General features: G+C 63.9%; 20 protein-coding genes. 12 read left to right on the top strand and 8 right to left on the bottom strand.

Features of this window, described 5'->3' with window-relative positions:
* Positions 1 to 130: 130 nt before the first annotated feature.
* Positions 131 to 430, top strand: a complete 300-nt coding sequence (locus BRA471DRAFT_RS26645) for a copper-binding protein (RefSeq protein WP_007612939.1) — start codon at positions 131 to 133, stop codon at positions 428 to 430.
* A 179-nt stretch (positions 431 to 609) separates the two neighbouring features.
* Here the strand turns inward: BRA471DRAFT_RS26645 and BRA471DRAFT_RS26650 are convergent, their stop codons facing one another.
* Both BRA471DRAFT_RS26650 and BRA471DRAFT_RS26655 read right to left on the bottom strand, forming a co-directional pair.
* Entirely contained in the window at positions 610 to 1,164 is a 555-nt protein-coding gene (locus BRA471DRAFT_RS26650) for a PQQ-dependent catabolism-associated CXXCW motif protein (RefSeq protein WP_007612941.1), read from the bottom strand.
* Positions 1,165 to 1,174: 10 nt separating this feature from the next.
* A complete protein-coding gene (locus tag BRA471DRAFT_RS26655) occupies positions 1,175 to 2,056 on the bottom strand; it encodes a substrate-binding domain-containing protein (RefSeq protein WP_007612942.1) in 882 nt (293 codons plus the stop codon).
* 130 nt (positions 2,057 to 2,186) lie between these two features.
* On the opposite strand from BRA471DRAFT_RS26655, the gene BRA471DRAFT_RS26660 reads away from it, so the two are divergent.
* Positions 2,187 to 3,113: a quinoprotein relay system zinc metallohydrolase 2 gene (locus BRA471DRAFT_RS26660; RefSeq protein WP_007612943.1), complete on the top strand. Its 927-nt coding sequence runs from the start codon at positions 2,187 to 2,189 to the stop codon at positions 3,111 to 3,113.
* A gap of 50 nt (positions 3,114 to 3,163) precedes the next feature.
* The gene (locus tag BRA471DRAFT_RS26665; RefSeq protein ID WP_007612951.1) at positions 3,164 to 3,982 is read left to right on the top strand and encodes a quinoprotein dehydrogenase-associated SoxYZ-like carrier; all 819 of its coding nucleotides are present in this window, start codon (positions 3,164 to 3,166) and stop codon (positions 3,980 to 3,982) included.
* Between the two features lie 19 nt (positions 3,983 to 4,001).
* Here BRA471DRAFT_RS26665 and BRA471DRAFT_RS26670 read toward each other — a convergent pair whose 3' ends face one another.
* A complete protein-coding gene (locus tag BRA471DRAFT_RS26670) occupies positions 4,002 to 5,009 on the bottom strand; it encodes a transporter (RefSeq protein ID WP_007612953.1) in 1,008 nt (335 codons plus the stop codon).
* A gap of 89 nt (positions 5,010 to 5,098) precedes the next feature.
* The gene (locus tag BRA471DRAFT_RS26675; protein WP_007612964.1) at positions 5,099 to 5,458 is read right to left on the bottom strand and encodes a hypothetical protein; all 360 of its coding nucleotides are present in this window, start codon (positions 5,456 to 5,458) and stop codon (positions 5,099 to 5,101) included.
* Positions 5,459 to 5,545: 87 nt separating this feature from the next.
* On the opposite strand from BRA471DRAFT_RS26675, the gene BRA471DRAFT_RS26680 reads away from it, so the two are divergent.
* Genes BRA471DRAFT_RS26680 through BRA471DRAFT_RS26695 form a run of 4 tightly spaced genes read left to right on the top strand, consistent with a single transcriptional unit; the run spans position 5,546 to position 8,366 of the window.
* Entirely contained in the window at positions 5,546 to 6,526 is a 981-nt protein-coding gene (locus BRA471DRAFT_RS26680) for an ABC transporter substrate-binding protein (RefSeq protein WP_035974296.1), read from the top strand.
* A gap of 1 nt (position 6,527) precedes the next feature.
* Positions 6,528 to 7,265, top strand: a complete 738-nt coding sequence (locus BRA471DRAFT_RS26685; RefSeq protein WP_007612967.1) for an ABC transporter permease — start codon at positions 6,528 to 6,530, stop codon at positions 7,263 to 7,265.
* Entirely contained in the window at positions 7,255 to 7,965 is a 711-nt protein-coding gene (locus tag BRA471DRAFT_RS26690; RefSeq protein ID WP_007612968.1) for an ABC transporter ATP-binding protein, read from the top strand. The genes BRA471DRAFT_RS26685 and BRA471DRAFT_RS26690 overlap by 11 nt, the downstream gene beginning before the upstream one ends.
* Before the next feature lie 47 nt (positions 7,966 to 8,012).
* A complete protein-coding gene (locus BRA471DRAFT_RS26695; protein ID WP_007612969.1) occupies positions 8,013 to 8,366 on the top strand; it encodes a hypothetical protein in 354 nt (117 codons plus the stop codon).
* Positions 8,367 to 8,543: 177 nt separating this feature from the next.
* On the opposite strand, the gene BRA471DRAFT_RS26700 is transcribed toward BRA471DRAFT_RS26695, so the two are convergent.
* From BRA471DRAFT_RS26700 to BRA471DRAFT_RS26715, 4 genes are all read right to left on the bottom strand, one after another.
* Entirely contained in the window at positions 8,544 to 8,753 is a 210-nt protein-coding gene (locus BRA471DRAFT_RS26700) for a hypothetical protein (protein WP_007612970.1), read from the bottom strand.
* Positions 8,754 to 8,884: 131 nt separating this feature from the next.
* Positions 8,885 to 9,790, bottom strand: coding sequence for a hypothetical protein (locus BRA471DRAFT_RS26705; protein ID WP_007612971.1), 906 nt, complete (start codon positions 9,788 to 9,790; stop codon positions 8,885 to 8,887).
* Between the two features lie 36 nt (positions 9,791 to 9,826).
* A complete protein-coding gene (pqqA, locus tag BRA471DRAFT_RS26710) occupies positions 9,827 to 9,907 on the bottom strand; it encodes a pyrroloquinoline quinone precursor peptide PqqA (RefSeq protein ID WP_018460299.1) in 81 nt (26 codons plus the stop codon).
* Positions 9,908 to 10,078: 171 nt separating this feature from the next.
* A complete protein-coding gene (locus BRA471DRAFT_RS26715) occupies positions 10,079 to 10,471 on the bottom strand; it encodes an EF-hand domain-containing protein (protein ID WP_007612972.1) in 393 nt (130 codons plus the stop codon).
* A 340-nt stretch (positions 10,472 to 10,811) separates the two neighbouring features.
* Here BRA471DRAFT_RS26715 and BRA471DRAFT_RS26720 point away from each other — a divergent pair, with 340 nt between their 5' ends.
* From BRA471DRAFT_RS26720 to BRA471DRAFT_RS26740, 5 genes are all read left to right on the top strand, one after another.
* Positions 10,812 to 12,476 (top strand): methanol/ethanol family PQQ-dependent dehydrogenase, encoded by a 1,665-nt coding sequence (locus BRA471DRAFT_RS26720; RefSeq protein WP_007612973.1) that lies wholly within the window; start codon positions 10,812 to 10,814, stop codon positions 12,474 to 12,476.
* 10 nt (positions 12,477 to 12,486) lie between these two features.
* On the top strand, positions 12,487 to 12,843 hold the full coding sequence (locus BRA471DRAFT_RS26725) for a cytochrome c (protein ID WP_007612975.1): 357 nt from the start codon (positions 12,487 to 12,489) through the stop codon (positions 12,841 to 12,843).
* Positions 12,840 to 13,769 (top strand): ABC transporter substrate-binding protein, encoded by a 930-nt coding sequence (locus BRA471DRAFT_RS26730; protein ID WP_007612976.1) that lies wholly within the window; start codon positions 12,840 to 12,842, stop codon positions 13,767 to 13,769. Before BRA471DRAFT_RS26725 ends, BRA471DRAFT_RS26730 begins: the two co-directional genes overlap by 4 nt.
* A 117-nt stretch (positions 13,770 to 13,886) precedes the next feature.
* Positions 13,887 to 14,876 (top strand): tripartite tricarboxylate transporter substrate binding protein, encoded by a 990-nt coding sequence (locus BRA471DRAFT_RS26735; protein ID WP_007612977.1) that lies wholly within the window; start codon positions 13,887 to 13,889, stop codon positions 14,874 to 14,876.
* Positions 14,877 to 15,005: 129 nt separating this feature from the next.
* Positions 15,006 to 15,431 (top strand): hypothetical protein, encoded by a 426-nt coding sequence (locus BRA471DRAFT_RS26740; RefSeq protein WP_007612978.1) that lies wholly within the window; start codon positions 15,006 to 15,008, stop codon positions 15,429 to 15,431.
* The last annotated feature ends 23 nt before the right edge of the window (positions 15,432 to 15,454 follow it).

Consider the following 15,454-nt stretch of genomic DNA (forward strand, 5'->3'; position numbering starts at 1 on the left):
CTCATTGACCGCTTGCAGCCGGTTCCCGCGCCTCCATTGCGGTCACTAACCTGTCGCCGCGCTGTATGCCGGAACCAAATCGGTCTAGGATGTCTTGTCGATGGGTAATCCAAGGCATCGGGAGGCCTCGATGGGAACCACGAAATTCATCCTCGCAGGCGCTGCGGCCATCAGCATGCTCGCAAGCAGCGCAATCGCTGACGATCTGACCGGAATGGTCACCCGGATCGATCGGCTCAACAGTACGATCTCGATCCAGCAGACGCAGAAGGGCACAGTCGGTGGCAGCGCAGGCGGCGCCGGCGCGCTCCAGCAGTACAAGGCCAAGGATGCCGCGATGCTCGACGCCGTCCACGCTGGCGACCGGGTGAGCTACTCTGCGACCGACAATAACGGCACGGGCACGCTGACGAAGTTGCAGAAGCAGTAGTGTTGCCTTCACCTCTCCCCGCTTGCGCCCGCTTGCGGGGAGAGGTCGGAATTCGCGCGCAGCGCGGATTCCGGGTGATGGGGTACAGGTCCCTCGATGGGTTCAATCTGAGGAGAAAGGCCCCTCACCCCGTAAGAACGGGGCGAGGGAGCGCACCCGCGCTAGGTGATGCAGCTTGCCTACTGCTCCGGCCGCGGCTCGGGCTGCGCCTCCTCAGTAGGAAGCTTTGCGCGCTCCCAGCCATCGGTGCCATCGGGATACCAGGCGACGTTGTAGCCATACGCGAGCGCGCGCTTGGCGGCGTTCCAGGACATCCAGCAATCGGCCAGGCAATAGATCACGAGCAGCGCGGTCTTGTCGCCGTGTGATGCACGCGCGAGGCCGCGCTGGAAATAGTCGTCCATGGCGGGCGGCAGCGTGCCGTAGCCGGTATCCGGCAGCCAGATGCTGCCCGGGATGTTTTTGCGCGGCGCCTCGCGCCAGACGGTACCCGCGGGAAGGTTCTTCGGCTTCGGCGCGCGCGGCAGCACGTCGATGAAGGCGCCGCTCTTGGCGTGCCAGATCGCCTCGGCTTCTGACGTCGACAGCACGCGCGCGCCGCCGAGCGTCGCCGGCACGGGCGCGCGGTAGTTGTCGGTGCGATAGCCCTCGGGCTCGAACGGCTCCTGCTGCTGCGCAACGACCGGCGCCACCAGCATGGCGGCGACCAGCGCAACGGCAAGAGGCCGCTTCATGGCGTCTTCCTCATGGCGTCTTCTTGGCCGTCTCCGCGCCGAGCGGCCGATCGCTCTCGTCCAGCAGCGGCACGCCAAAGTCGAGCAGGATCTTGTTGATCTCGCCCTGGTTCTCCTGGATCAGCTTGTTGAGCTGCCGCTTCCAGTTCTGGTCGGCGCCACGCACGCCCATGCCGATGCGATAGACCAGTTTGGGCCCGGTGGTTTCCTTCACCAGCGGCGTGACATGAAGCGATCCCGCCTTCTTCGCGTAGAACCCTGCCATCGGTCCCCACAGCACGCCGGCATCGATCTTGCCGGCCGTAAGGTCATCGATCATGGCCTGCGCCGAATTGTCGTAGCGCGTGTCGATCATTAGCGGATAGGGCTTTGCATCACCCATCAGTCCCGCGATGGCCATGTTGGTCGCAGGTGGCGTGCCGGCGACGATGCCGACATGCTTGCCCTTCAGCCTAGCATCCTCGAGCGTGTCGACTTCCTCCAGCCCGCTGCCCGCTTTCGCGACCAGCGCATAGCTCGTGCGGTAATAGGGATTGGTGCCTTGCACGAGGTCATCGCCTTGGGGGAAGCCCATGATGACGTCGCAGCGATGCGAGCCGAGCGTCATGCGCACGAAGCCGGTGGCTTGCGGAAAAAAGACATAGTCGAGCTTCTTCTGGAGCTTGTCCGCAAACAGCTCGGCAAGCTTGTTCTCGAACCCCTCGCCCTTCTCATTCGAGAACGGCAGATTGCGCGGGTCGGAACAGACGCGCAGCACCTTGGGATCGACCAGCTCGAAGGAGAGGTCACCCGTCTCGTTGGTCTGCGCGATGGCGACGTCGCCGAACGCACAAGACGCAACCAGGATACTTAGTGAAAGCAACCAGCGACGATGTCGTCCGGCCTCCGTCATCGCGCTTCCTCCTAGGCTTGTTTGAATGCTAGCCATGCAACGCATGACGCGCCATGTTTTGCCAGGCTGTGTGCTGGCTTTTCTTTGTTGCAGTGCAATGCGCGCAAACCCTTTGAACTGAGGCGGAAAAGTGTCTCGCATCGCTCTCGTGATCGCAGCCTTGTCCCTGCTGGTGACAGCGACGCTAGCATGCGCCGCAGCGGCCGAATTGCCTGTGAGCGAAGTCGCGCCGGGAATCTTCGTACACTCCGGGACCATCGCCCTGATGACCCGCGAGAACGAGGGCGACATCGCCAATGTCGGATTCATCGTGGGCGAGGATGCTGTGGCGGTGATTGATACCGGCGGTAGCGTTCGCGAGGGCGAGGCGCTGCTGGCGGCGGTGCGGGCCCGCACCAGCAAGCCGATCCGCTACGTCATCAATACCCACGGCCATCCCGACCATGTTTTCGGCAATGCGGCCTTCGCCATCGGGGACACCATCTTCGTCGGTCACAGCAGGCTGCCGCGGGCGCTCGCTGCGCGCGGGCCGTACTATCTCGACAATTTTAGGCGCATCATGGGCGACGAATTGATATCTCCCGTGAAGATCGTGCCGCCCACAATGCTCGTCACGGACACAATGACGCTCGATCTCGGCGCGCGCCGCCTGACCTTGCGGGCCTGGCCGGCCGGGCACAGCGACAATGACCTGACCGTGTTCGACGAGACGACGAAGACGCTGTTCACTGGCGACCTCGTATTCCTCCGCCATATTCCGGTGATGGACGGCAGCATTCGCGGCTGGCTCGGCACTCTCGCGGAACTCGAGAGTATTCCGGCGCAGCGCGTCGTTCCCGGTCACGGGCCCGTGAGCGAATGGCCTGCGGCGCTGACCGATGAACGGCGCTATCTGACGGCACTGCTGGCGGACGTCCGGGCATCGAACAAGAAGGGCGAGCCGATCCGAACCGCCGCTGACAAGGCCGCCGCCTCGGAACGGCCGCATTGGGAGCTGTTCGACGACTACAACGCCCGCAACGCAACCGCAGCATTTTCGGAAATTGAATGGGAGTAGCGGACGCGCTACGATGCGCGAAACGTTGCTTCGTCCGCGGGACCAAGACCATGACGGGATGCACGCGCCGACTGCCTCTGATCGCCCTGCTCCTCGGCATTGCATTCGCCGTGCCGGCGCAGGCGGAAGAAGCTTACGATCCCTGGCCAGGCCTGGTGCAGGACATCTTCAGCAACCGTCCGATGAATGACGGCGGCAATGTCATTGGCATCGAGATGCCGTATCGCGCCGAGGACGCGGCCATCGTGCCAGTGACCCTGCGCAGCAAGCTCTCGCCTGGCGACGCCCGCCGCATCCGTTCGATCACGCTGGTGATCGATCGTAACCCCGCGCCGATGGCAGCGAAGTTCGAGCTCGGGCCGGATGCCAACGTCACCGAAATCTCGACGCGCGTGCGCGTCAACAACTACACCGACGTCCATGCGGTGGCCGAGCTCAGCGATGGCCAGCTCTATGTCTCGAAAGTCTATGTAAAGGCTTCCGGCGGCTGCTCGGCACCGGCGGGCAAGAATGCCGAGGAAGCCCAGAACCGGCTCGGTCAGATGCGCTACCGCCAATTCGCGCGCGAGGAGGCCCCGGCGAGCCGCATGCGGGAGGCGCAGATCATGATCGGCCACCCCAACAATTCCGGCCTGCAGATGGATCAGGTCACGCAGCTTTACATTCCCGCCTTCTTCGTCAACCAGCTCAAGCTGACGCAGGACGACAGCCCCGTGCTCTCGATGGAAGGCGGCATCTCGATCTCGGAAGATCCCAATCTGCGCTTCACCTATGTGTCCAACGGCGCCAGGCGTTTTCGCGCGGAAGCCAAGGATACGGACGGACACGTGTTCCGCAACGAGTGGGATGTGGAGAAGCCGGGGACGTGAGGGCGTCCATTATCCTCCCTCAATATCCCTCGCCCCAACGATACTGCCATGCGATACCGACAGCTGTCAGTTCGCTTCCCGTGCGGCTGGTGATGCCGGTGCTGGCTGAGAGCTTGACTGAGTTTTGTCGATCGATCGGAAACGCAACCGTCACGCCCGCGCGCGAGATAGCCTGCTCGTTGTCGTTTTTGATGCCGTTGAGGGTCGTGCTGCCGCCGGCGAAATACAGTCCGTCCAGCGCCATCCATATGCCGGACTGGAACGTGTAGATGACATGTCCCTGCACCGCATAGATCGGAGCCTGCGAGAACGTCTTGCCGCCGAAGAAGTCGGTGTTGTCGCTGAAGAAGGTCACGCTGGGGGCGAGCTCGACGGTCCATGGTCCCCATGCCTTTGAAACTCCCAGCTCGGGCCGGAACGACCAACGGTTGCCGCCGAGGTTAAGCAGCTTGGTGCTGTCATATTGCCCGAGGGGCGCGGAGACCTGAAGGCTTACGCCCACGATCAGATCCTGGTGGTAGCTGGCGAAGTCCTTCGCCGAGAGCGCGGGAGCCCCAAACAGGTTGACCGAGACACGAAATCGCGGATCGCCCAGACCGGACATCTCTCGTTCGCGCGGCTCGCCGTTGACGAGCCCATGCGCGGCAAACGACGATGTCGGCACGATCGCATCGAACTTGGCCGACTGGCCAGCGACGTCGAAGGACCGAACATAGGCCACTACGCCGGTATCGGAGCGAAATGTGGCATCGGCGATCGCGGTGCTGGGATCGAACGCGAGCTTGCCTTGGGCGTAAACGTAGCCCGAGATCAGGAAATTCAACCCGACAGGCGTATTCGAATACGATCGCGGCTCGGCCTCCTGCGCGCTCGCATTCGAGACCGCCGACAATGCGGCGATCATTCCCAATGCCGGGCCGAGCGGGAACCGTCTTGCGCGACGCGATCGAGGCGCATCGGCGTTTGCATCATCGATGATGGGCGCATCACCAATCGCCCGGTGCACTCCAACGCCGTGCCGGTCCATCGAGATATCCTACCAAGCAAGCCCGTCGGATCATACCATCGAAGCTCCGCTGGCGACCTTGACGAGGGAAGCGAAGCAGCGCGGCACAGTCAAAAACACCTCACCTCGGCTTCCGCCTGCGCGCGCCTGAGGTCATTCACCGCGGAATTCGCCTGCTCCGACGTGCGGAACTGGACGCCGAGATTGCCGCGGACCTGGGACATGCTGAGCGCGGTTTCGGCGGTGACGTAGCGCTCATAGGACACGATCGAGGCCACAACGTCGATCGAGCAGGAACATTGCTCGATCGCCTGACGGCTCTCGCCATTGGCCTTCATGCAGCCATAGACATACTCGGCACGCGCCGACGTGGGATAATCATTGGCCTCTTCAGCCTGCGCGGCGAGCGCGGGCGCAGCCCACACCGCCAATGCGGCGACAATCGGTCGTAGCTGTCCGGCCAGATTCATGAGCGTCCTCCCGCTGGTTGCGACGGAAGCTATGCTATGCGTATTGTCCTGAAAAGCACTCTATCAGAGGAAACGGCTCACAAGGTGATGAGAGCATTTGGTCGATCATTGGCGCTCGCGGTGACGCTGGCGCTGACACTCGCCGGGTCCGGCCGCGCCGCGGATACCATCCGCCTTGCGGTGCAGAAGACCGGAACATTCTCCTGGGAGCTGGCCGCGATGCGCGCCGGCGGCCTCGACAAGGAGGCCGACCTGTCGCTCGACGTCACCGAGCTTGCGAGCCCCGAGGCCGGCAAGATCGCGCTACGCGCCGGCAATGCCGACATCATCCTGTCCGACTGGCTGTGGGTGTCGCGCGAGCGCACGCTCGGCGCCAAGCTCACCTTCTATCCCTATTCCAGCGCGCTCGGCGCGGTGATGGTGCCGGCCTCCTCGCCGATCAAGTCGCTCGCCGATTTGAAGGGCCGCAAGCTCGCCGTCGGCGGCGGTCCCATCGACAAGAGCTGGCTGCTGCTCCAGGCGCGCATGAAGCAGGACGGCATCGACCTGAAATCGGAGGCGACCATCGTCTATGGTGCTCCGCCCCTGATCGCCGCCAAGGCGCTCGACGGCGAGATGGATGCGAGCCTCAACTTCTGGAATTTCTGCGCGCAGCTGGAGGCCAAAGGTTTTAGACGCCTCGCCGGCATCGAGGACATCCTGCCGAAGCTCGGCGCCAAGGGCGCGGTCTCCGCAGTCGGCTATGTCTTCGACGAAAGCTGGGCAGCAAGTCACCGCGAGGCGGTGGCGCGCTTCATCGCGATGACGCGCAAGGCCAAGCAGCTGCTGGTGACCTCGGATGCCGCCTGGGACAAGATCGCACCGCTCACCGGCACGAGCGATGCCACCCTGCTCAAGACCTATCGCGAGCGATATCGCGACGGCATTCCGCGCCGGGGCATCGATGACGAAGAAAAGGACGCGCGCGTGCTCTACCGCGTGCTGGCCGAGACCGGCGGCCGCGACCTCGTGGGCCCGGCTGCCGAGCTCGATCCCGGCACGTTCTATCACGCAGTTCCCGGAGACTGAGGTGCTGCGCCTTCTGTCGTTTGCCCTGTTGCTCGCGATCTGGTGGACAGCCGCGCTTTTCGTCGGCGCCGCAAAGCTCCCCTCCCCGCCCGCCGTGCTCGACGTCGTCATCGCGGAAGCATCGAGCGGCGCGCTGTTCCTGCATCTTGGCGCCACGCTCGCCCGCGTAAGCCTCGCCTTCGTGCTGGCGATGTCACTCGGCAGCGCCATCGGCTATCTGATGGGACGGGTGAAGCTCGCCGACCGGCTCGGCGATCCCTGGCTGATCCTGCTGCTGAACCTGCCCGCGCTGGTCGTGATCGTGCTCGCCTATATCTGGGCCGGGCTCACTGAAGCCGCAGCGATCGCGGCGATCGCCATCAACAAGCTGCCGACCGCCATCGTCACCCTGCGCGAGGGGGCGCGCGCGCTCGACCGCTCGCTCGACGAGATGGCGAGCGTGTTCGCGATGCCGCGCTGGCGCGCCTTCCGCCACGTCGTGCTGCCGCAACTGGCGCCCTATATCGCAGCCTCAGCCCGCTCCGGATTGTCGCTGGTGTGGAAGATCGTGCTGGTCGCCGAACTCCTGGGCCGGCCGAACGGCGTCGGCTTCGAGATCGGCGTCGCTTTCCAGCTGTTCGACACGCCGCGGCTGCTGGCCTATTCACTTACTTTCGCCGCCGTCGTGCTCGTGATCGAGACCGCGCTGGTGCAACCGTTCGAAGCCCGCGCAACACGGTGGCGACCCCGTGCGGCTTGAGGTCGATATCACAGGCAAGAGGTTCAAGAGTGCCGCGGGCGGGACGCAGCAGGTGCTCGCGCCGGTTAGCTTCGCGCTGCAATCCGGCGAGGTCGGCGTGCTGATCGGTCCGTCCGGCTGCGGCAAGAGCACGATGCTGCGCATCATCCTTGGGCTCGACCGCGATTTCGCGGGGCGCGTCTCGCGCCCGCCGGAAGCGCGGATCGGCATGGTTTTCCAGGAGCCACGGCTGCTGCCATGGCGCTCGGTCGAGCAGAATGTGCGGCTTGCGGCACCCGATGTCACTGACGCCAAGCTCGCCGAGCTGTTCAGGATCCTGGAGCTGGAGGCGCATCGCAGCCATTTTCCCGGCGAATTGTCACTGGGGTTGGCCCGGCGCGTTGCGCTGGCCCGCGCCTTTGCGGTGGAGCCCGATCTGCTCGTGCTCGACGAGCCCCTCGCCTCGCTCGACGACGCGCTCGCCGGCCGTTTGCGCGACGAGATCGCGACGCTGGTAGCGCGCCGTCCGGTGATGACGCTGCTCGTCACCCACAGCCTGGATGACGCGATCCGGCTCGGCGACCGCCTGTTCTTGCTGTCGCCGCGACCGGCGCGAATCGTTCGGGAGGTGCCGATTGCCATCCCGCGCGCGGAGCGCAGCGAGGCCGAACTCGGCAGGATCAGGGCCGAGCTCGCGGCGTTGCAGCTTGAAACGAAATGAGAACTCATGGTCAACTGGACCAACGACATCTTCGCGGGAGGTTTCTCATGCGGCGCACGCTGATTGCGATCGGCATCCTGTTGGTTGCGATGCCGGGCGCGGCGCTCGCGCAGACCAAAGGCAAGGGTATCCGGCTCTGGAATCTGACGACGGAGACGATCTCCGGCTTCCAGCTCTCACCGGCCGGGAAGACCGAGTGGGGGCCGAACCAGTGCTTGAACGACAAGGACAAGGAGGTCGACCACGACGAGCGGCTGCGCATCACCGGCGTCGAGCCTGGCCGCTACGACGCCAAGGTCAGCTATCCCAATGCACGGCAGTGCATCGTGCGCGACATCGAGATCAAGGCGGATGCGGTGTTCTCGATCGCCGACAAGGATCTGAAGGACTGCAGCAACTAGCGCGGGCTGCGTTACGAGCGTTTTCCCCTCATGGTGAGGAGCGCGGAACGCGCGTCTCGAACCATGCAGGCCCGTCTGTCGCCTGCGGCCGTCCTTCGAGACGCTTGCTTCGCAAGCTCCTCAGGATGAGGACCTAAGCCAGTTGCGACCGGCAACGCAGCTCAGGGCTTCACGGCTTCACGCCTTGTCGTTCGGATGCGGATATTCGCAGCGCCACCGCACCGCCTGCCACTTCGGATGGTCGCCGACCCATTGCGCGATATAGGGCGGCGCAGCCATCGCGCATTGCTTCGGCGACCCCGCATAGTTGAACACCAGATGCTGCTCCTCGCAGGTCGCAGGCGAGAGCAACGCACACACAGTCACTACCAGGTCGATCGGGTTCATGCCGGGATCCTCGCAGAGGCGATGAAGATTAGCACAAAAAATTACGCTCCGAGGAGCCGGAAGTTTCAATCCGGTGGAACAAACGGGGGCTTTTTCCTCTCCCTGCACGCGCGGAGAGGCGAAGAGCGCGCCTAGAAATTGACGCCGAATATGACCCTTGCCTGGTGGCGCTCGAAATTGACGAGGTCAAGATTGCCGCCCGATCCGGCCGGACGGCCCCAAGCCTGCATGCTCCAGCTCATGGTCAGGCGCGAGCGCTCGGAAAGCTGGAAATAAGCGGTCGGGCCGACAAAGAGGGCCTGTCCTGCGAACTCGCCGAGGCCGATGCCTTCGTACTCTCGGAAGTAGCGCACCTCGCCGCCGAGCAGCACATCGGGCCGCACGCGCACCAGGCCGGCGAAGGCCGCGCCGATGGTCGAACTCTTTTCGGACAGTCCCGCTATCTCGAAGCGCGCCCATTCGGGCTGATAGATCAGGTTGAGCGCCCCGATGGCGAAGTTCGGGATCAGCTCGCGATCGAAGGCGAGCGTGAAATCGGTACCGTACATCCGGCCTTTTGCGCCAGAGGTCTCGTCGATGCGGTCGCCATGGAGTTCGGCGGCGACAGTCAACCCGAATGGCGCGCGCTCGCGATCGAGCAGGCGATAACGCAGATCGAGCGAAGCGCCCTGAAAATTGAACTGGCGGCGATCGCCGATATCGGGGACGCCGGTGATGTCGTGCAGCGTGGCCGTGCCGCCGACCTCGATGCGGAAGTTCGGCAGCGGCACGATCTCGATCTCGACCTCCTGCGAGAGGGCGCGATAGGTCCCGCCGCCTTTGCCGAATCGTCCTGTCGTCTGGGTCTGGAATTCGCGCTCGCCGGGATTGCCGACATCGGTGCCGATCATGAAGCCGAAGATGTGCTCGGTATCAAAGCCCTCTTCGGCGCTGACGCATGCCGGCGCGAGCGCGACGGTGCAGGCGGCTATGGTCCAGAATGTAAGGGCTCTCGCGCGCATCCCCGACACTACCACGGCTTCGACGGTGGTTGCCATCGAAGCCGCGGCAGGTCGTCAGTCTTACTTGTGGTCTTACTTGCGCAAAGCGCAGGCGTACATGTTGATTTCCATGCCGACCGGCACTTCCACGATCTTCGGAGCTTTCCAGGCCATTCGGGGACTCCCAAGGGATTGAGCGCGACATCGCGCCGGCCAAAACCTAGGGCTGCGTCAGGGACAACGCAAGTCGGGAATCGCGCCGTTGACACAGCGAACTGTCGCATCGCGCTTGCAAATTTCTCTCTCGGGCAACTCGCCTTCGCTCCCAGTCAAGGGGCGCGGTTCTCACCGCAACAAGCGCAGCAGCGCGCGGCCGGCGCGCGAGTTCAGCTCCTTCGCATCCAGCGTTCCATCCTTATCGGGATTCGCCGCGTTGAAGCGCTGTTCCACCACCGAGAGATATTCGTCGAGCGTGAGAGTCCCGTCGCGATCGGGATCGGCGGCGGCGAGTTCTTTCGCCGTTAACCGTCCGCGCAACTCGCGGGCGTCGAGCGTGCCGTCGTGATCGGGATCGAGCTTGGTGAACAACGCAGCCGCCCCCTTCTTCACCTCGGCAAGATCGAGTGTGCCGTCATTGTCGGTATCGAACGTCTTGACCGCGTTGCCGGAGGCCGACCAGGCCGGACCAGACAGCAGTGCAATCGTGAACGCAAGTGCAACAGAGCGACGCGATATCATGAAGACCTCCTTGACCAAGACGCCGATTCGAACCGGATCGAAGCGACATAAGTCCACAAGCGAGCCTCGGTTCAAGCCCCGAATTGCAGCCTGCGCACCGCACAACTTGCTGAACCTGTCGGCCCGACCGCTGCCGTCGCGCACGCGCTCTGATCCGTGCCGCGGAATTTCTTCAGCGCCTGCGCACAAGTGAGCCTTGCTTGTCAGGTCTCCGTCAGGTGACGACATCCGGCGCCCACCATATCGGCGTCGCGATTGCGACTTTCGTATTGACGCGTTTTGCATTCGGGCGGAGTGTTGCTGTCGCAGCGTCAATAGGCGCGCATATTGGGAGGGACGGATGAAACGCTTTGCGATGGCCGCGAGCCTCGTCATGCTTGCATCGACTTGTGCAAATGCACAAACTAGCGAGCAGCTGGTCAAGGGTGCGACCGATACATCGAACATTCTCAACTACGGGATGGGCTACAATCTCCAGCGTTTCTCGACGCTGAACCAGATCAACAAGGACAGCGTCAAGAACCTTGTCCCGGTTTGGAACTACTCTTTCAACGACGATCGCAGCGAGGAATCGCAACCACTGGTCTACCAGGGCGTGATCTACGTGACATCGCACAACGCGACCATGGCGGTCGACGCCAAGACCGGCAAGCAGATCTGGAAATCCAAGGTCGAATATCCTGCCGAAACGCCGCGCATCGTCTGCTGCGGCATCATCAATCGCGGCGCAGCACTCTATGAGGGCAAGGTGTTCCGCACCACGCTCGACGCCAACGTGATCGCGCTCGACGCCAAGGACGGCAAGGAGCTGTGGCGGCAGAAGGCGGCCGACATCAAGGAAGGCTATTCGATGACGGTGGCGCCGCTCGTCGCCGACGGCGTCCTGATCACCGGCATCTCCGGCGCCGAGTTCGGCACCCGTGGCTTCATCGACGGCTGGGATCCGGCAACGGGCAAGCACCTGTGGCGGACCCATTCGATCCCCTCGCCCGACGAGCCCGGCGGCGACACCTGGAAGGGCGATACCTGGAAGCTCGGCGGCGGCTCGACCTGGATTACGGGCTCCTATGATCCCGAGCTGAACACGGTCTATTGGGGTATCGGCAATCCCGGCCCGTTCAATTCCGCAGTGCGCCCGGGCGACAACCTCTACACCTGCTCCGTGCTGGCGATGGATCCCAAGACCGGCAAGATCAAGTGGCACTACCAGTTCTCGCCCAACAATCCGTTCGACTATGACAGCGTGGCCGAGATGGTCCTCGCCGACATGAACGTCGAGGGCAAGCCGACCAAGGTGTTGATGGACGCCAACCGCAACGGCTTCTTCTACGTGCTGGACCGCACCAACGGAAAGCTGCTCGCGGCCAATCCTTACGTGAAGGTCAACTGGGCGACCGGAATCGACATGAAGACCGGACGTCCCATCGAGACCGACGTCGCGAAGGATGCGCGTGAGGGCAAGAAGGTGACCGTCTATCCGTCGATCCTCGGCGGCAAGAACTGGGAGCCGATGTCGTTCAATCCGCAGACCGGCCTCGCCTACGCCAACACGCTCGCCTTCGGCGGCAGGTACAAGACCGAACCCGCCACCTTCAAGCAGGGTGAATGGTATCTCGGCATGGACCTCACCGATCTCTGGGAATGGGGTGACGGCCCGCGCGGTCATTTGAAGGCGATCGATCCCATGACCGGCAAGGCGAAGTGGGAAGCGCCCAGCGACATCCCGCGTTTCTCCGGCGTGCTGTCGACCGCGGGCGGCGTGGTGTTCTCGGGCGCGTTGACCGGCGAGTTCGAGGCCTTCGATGCCGACACCGGCAAGAAGCTCTGGCAGTTCCAGACCGGCTCGGGCATCGAGGGACAACCGGTGACCTGGCAGCAGGACGGCGTGCAGTACGTCGCGGTGACGAGCGGCTATGGCGGCGTCTACTCGCTGTTCTCGGGCGACGAACGGCTGGCAAAAGTGCCGCCCGGCGGCTCGCTTTGGGTTTTTGCGGTCAAGCAATAACCACGGCGCGATGCTGAGAAAGCTATCTCACAAGACGGTGGCGATCCTCGCCACCGTCGCGGTTCTGACGGTCGCGCTTGCGGCGACCGTACGTGCCGCGGATGATTCAACCGGCAATCCCGTGCAGGCACAGGTCGACCACGGCAAGTCGACCTATGCCGAGAAATGCTCGCACTGCCACGGCCCCAACATGATGAACCCCGGCACCATCACGCCGGACCTGCGCGCCTTCCCCGACGACAAGACGCGCTTCGTCACCACCGTGAAGAACGGCAAGAACAACAGGATGCCGCCCTGGGCCGACATTCTCAGCGACGAGGAGATCGGGAATCTCTGGGCCTTCATCTCGAGCCGGAGAAAGCCATGAGGCGTTGGCTGGCCGCTTGGAGCATTGCCGCGATCCTCGCGGCGGCGGCCGTCACTGCACGCGCGGCCGACGAACCGCTCAAGATTTGTCTCGACGAGGACCGGCCACCGCTGTCGGTGCACCACAAGGGCATGCCGGGCTCGGGTTTCGACGTGTTGCTGGCGCAGGCGATCGCCGATCGGCTCGGACGACCGCTGACGATCCAGTGGTTCGAGAGCAAGCTGGATGAGGATTCGAGCCCACAGCTCGAGGCCAATGCGCTGCTGTCCGACGGGCGCTGCTCGCTCGTCGGCGGCTACGCGCTGACGACGGACTCCCTCGTCAAGCCCGGCATGAAAACGGCGCGCCTGCCGGATTTTGCCGGCGCCACGCGCGACGACCGGCGCCGCCGCGTCGCGCTCGGCGTGCTCGCGCCGAGCCAGCCCTATGTCTACTCGCCGATGACAGTCGTGCTCGGGCCGAAGGCGCAGGGTCGCAAGATCGGCGACATCGGCGACCTCGCCGGCCTGCGCCTCGTCATCGAGAGCGGCTCGCTTGGCGATGCGATCCTCATGACCTTCGACAAGGGGCGCCTGATCGATGACATCACGCATCTCGTCCCCGGCCGCGATGATCTCCCCGGTGCACTTGCCCGTGGTGACTATGACGCGACGCTGATCGATCTCGGCCGCCTAGACGCCCATCGCGCCGCGCACCCCGATACGGCGATCACCGCGTCCGGCTACTACTATCCGATCGGGGCCAATCGCGGCTACGTCGGGCTGGCCAGCGATCCCGCGCTGATCGACGCCGTCAACAAGGCGCTGAGCGGGCTTGCTGCCGAGGACAAGATCGCGGAATTCGGCACGCAGGCGGGGCTGACCTATCTGCCGCCACGTGAGCCTGCGATCCTCGGTGACGTCTGGATGAAGATCATTCAGCGCTAGTCGAATGGATACCTGGCGCGCCTAGCGCAGCCCTGGAATGCGCCAATCTGTCTCGCCAGCCACCCATGGCAGAGGCGACCCGATGCAGTACCGTCGGCGACAACCCGGGAGAGAATCATGTCCGCAAAACTCGATCGACGCCGCTTCATCGCCGCCGGCACCACCACACTCGCGATGCCTTTCGTCTCGCGCGGCGCCTCGGCGCAAGCTGCGTGGCCATCGCGGCAGATCCGCATGATTTGCAGCTATCCCGCCGGCGGACAGACCGACCTGCTCGCGCGCGCCTATGGCGAATTCATTGCCAAGCAAGTCGGAAAGACCGTCGTCGTCGAGAACAAGCCCGGTGCCGCGGGCGCGATCGGGACGGCGGAGGTCGCCCGCGCGGAGCCCGACGGCCACACCATCCTGTGCTCGATCTCGACCACCTACATCATGAACCGGGTGGTGATGAAGACTCCGGGCTACGACATGGACAAGGATTTGACGCTGGTCAGCGTCATTCCGGGCGCCGGCCTGTTGCTGGTCGCGAACCCGAAGACCGGCGTCAAGACGCTGGAGGATTTCGTCGCCTTTGCGCGCAAGAGCGGCAAGGTCAATTTCGGCACCTATAGCGCGGGCTCGGCCCCGCATATGACGGTCCACGAGCTCAACAAGCAGTATGGCCTTGCTATCGAGCCGATCCACTATCGCGGCGAAGCCCCGATGTGGACGGGCATGCTGGAAGGTACGCTCGATGTGGCCATGGGCAGCTACACGGCAGCGCAATCGGTTTTGCAGAGCGACCGTGGCACCGTGTTCGCGGTGCATTCGAAGAAGGTCGACGCCATCCCCCATATCAAGACGCTCCCCGAGCAGGGCGCGACGTCGAAATTCTTCACCGTCAGCGGCTTCTCAGGTTGGGCCGTGCCGAAAGCGACACCGCAGCCGGTCGTCGACTGCCTGGCGGAGCTTTGCGTCGCTGCCAACAGCGATCCGAAGGTGAAGGAGGTGCTCAACACGTTCGTGCTCGAATCCGCGATCGGCTTCAAGGAAACCAACGCCCTGTATCAGCGCGAGCTGCCGATCTGGATCGAGAGCGCGCGGTCGCTCGGCCTCGAACCCTCCTGAACCGCGAGGCAGACGGCCTTCGCGGCGCGGCATCCGAGCAAAGCCTGGTGCCGGAGACGCATTTTCCCGCTATGATTGTGCGACGCCGGAGGGAAGGTCTCACCGGCGCGGAAAAGAAAGGCCGATCCCATGACACCGGATGGCGTTGCCGTAGCCGTCATGATCATCCTGCTCTTTCCGATGGGCTATTTCACGCTGGCGTCTCCGGCCTTCCTGCTGGTGAAGCTGGATATCCAACCCGTCGCCCAGCTTTTGCGCGGAATGTTCAATGCGCATTTTCTGGTGATGCGCGCTGCGGGAATAATCGGAGCGGTAGCTTTCCTGCTCGACGGTCGTCTGGTCGCGGCAATGGGCGTTGGCCTCCTCGCAGCCTTGGCGATCTATGGACGCCGCTGGTTCATGCAACGCATGGACGAACAGCTCAGCGCCAGGGACGCCGGCGATGCCGAGGCCCCGCGCCGGCTACGCCGACTGCATTGGAGTGGAATGCTGGCCAACGCGGTGTTGCTCGTCGCTCTCCTGACCAGCATTCCCTACATCGCCATATCGGCATGAGAACCATCGCGGGCGCGTGACGG

The sequence above is a fragment of the Bradyrhizobium sp. WSM471 genome, assembly GCF_000244915.1.
Classification (GTDB): Bacteria; Pseudomonadota; Alphaproteobacteria; order Rhizobiales; family Xanthobacteraceae; genus Bradyrhizobium.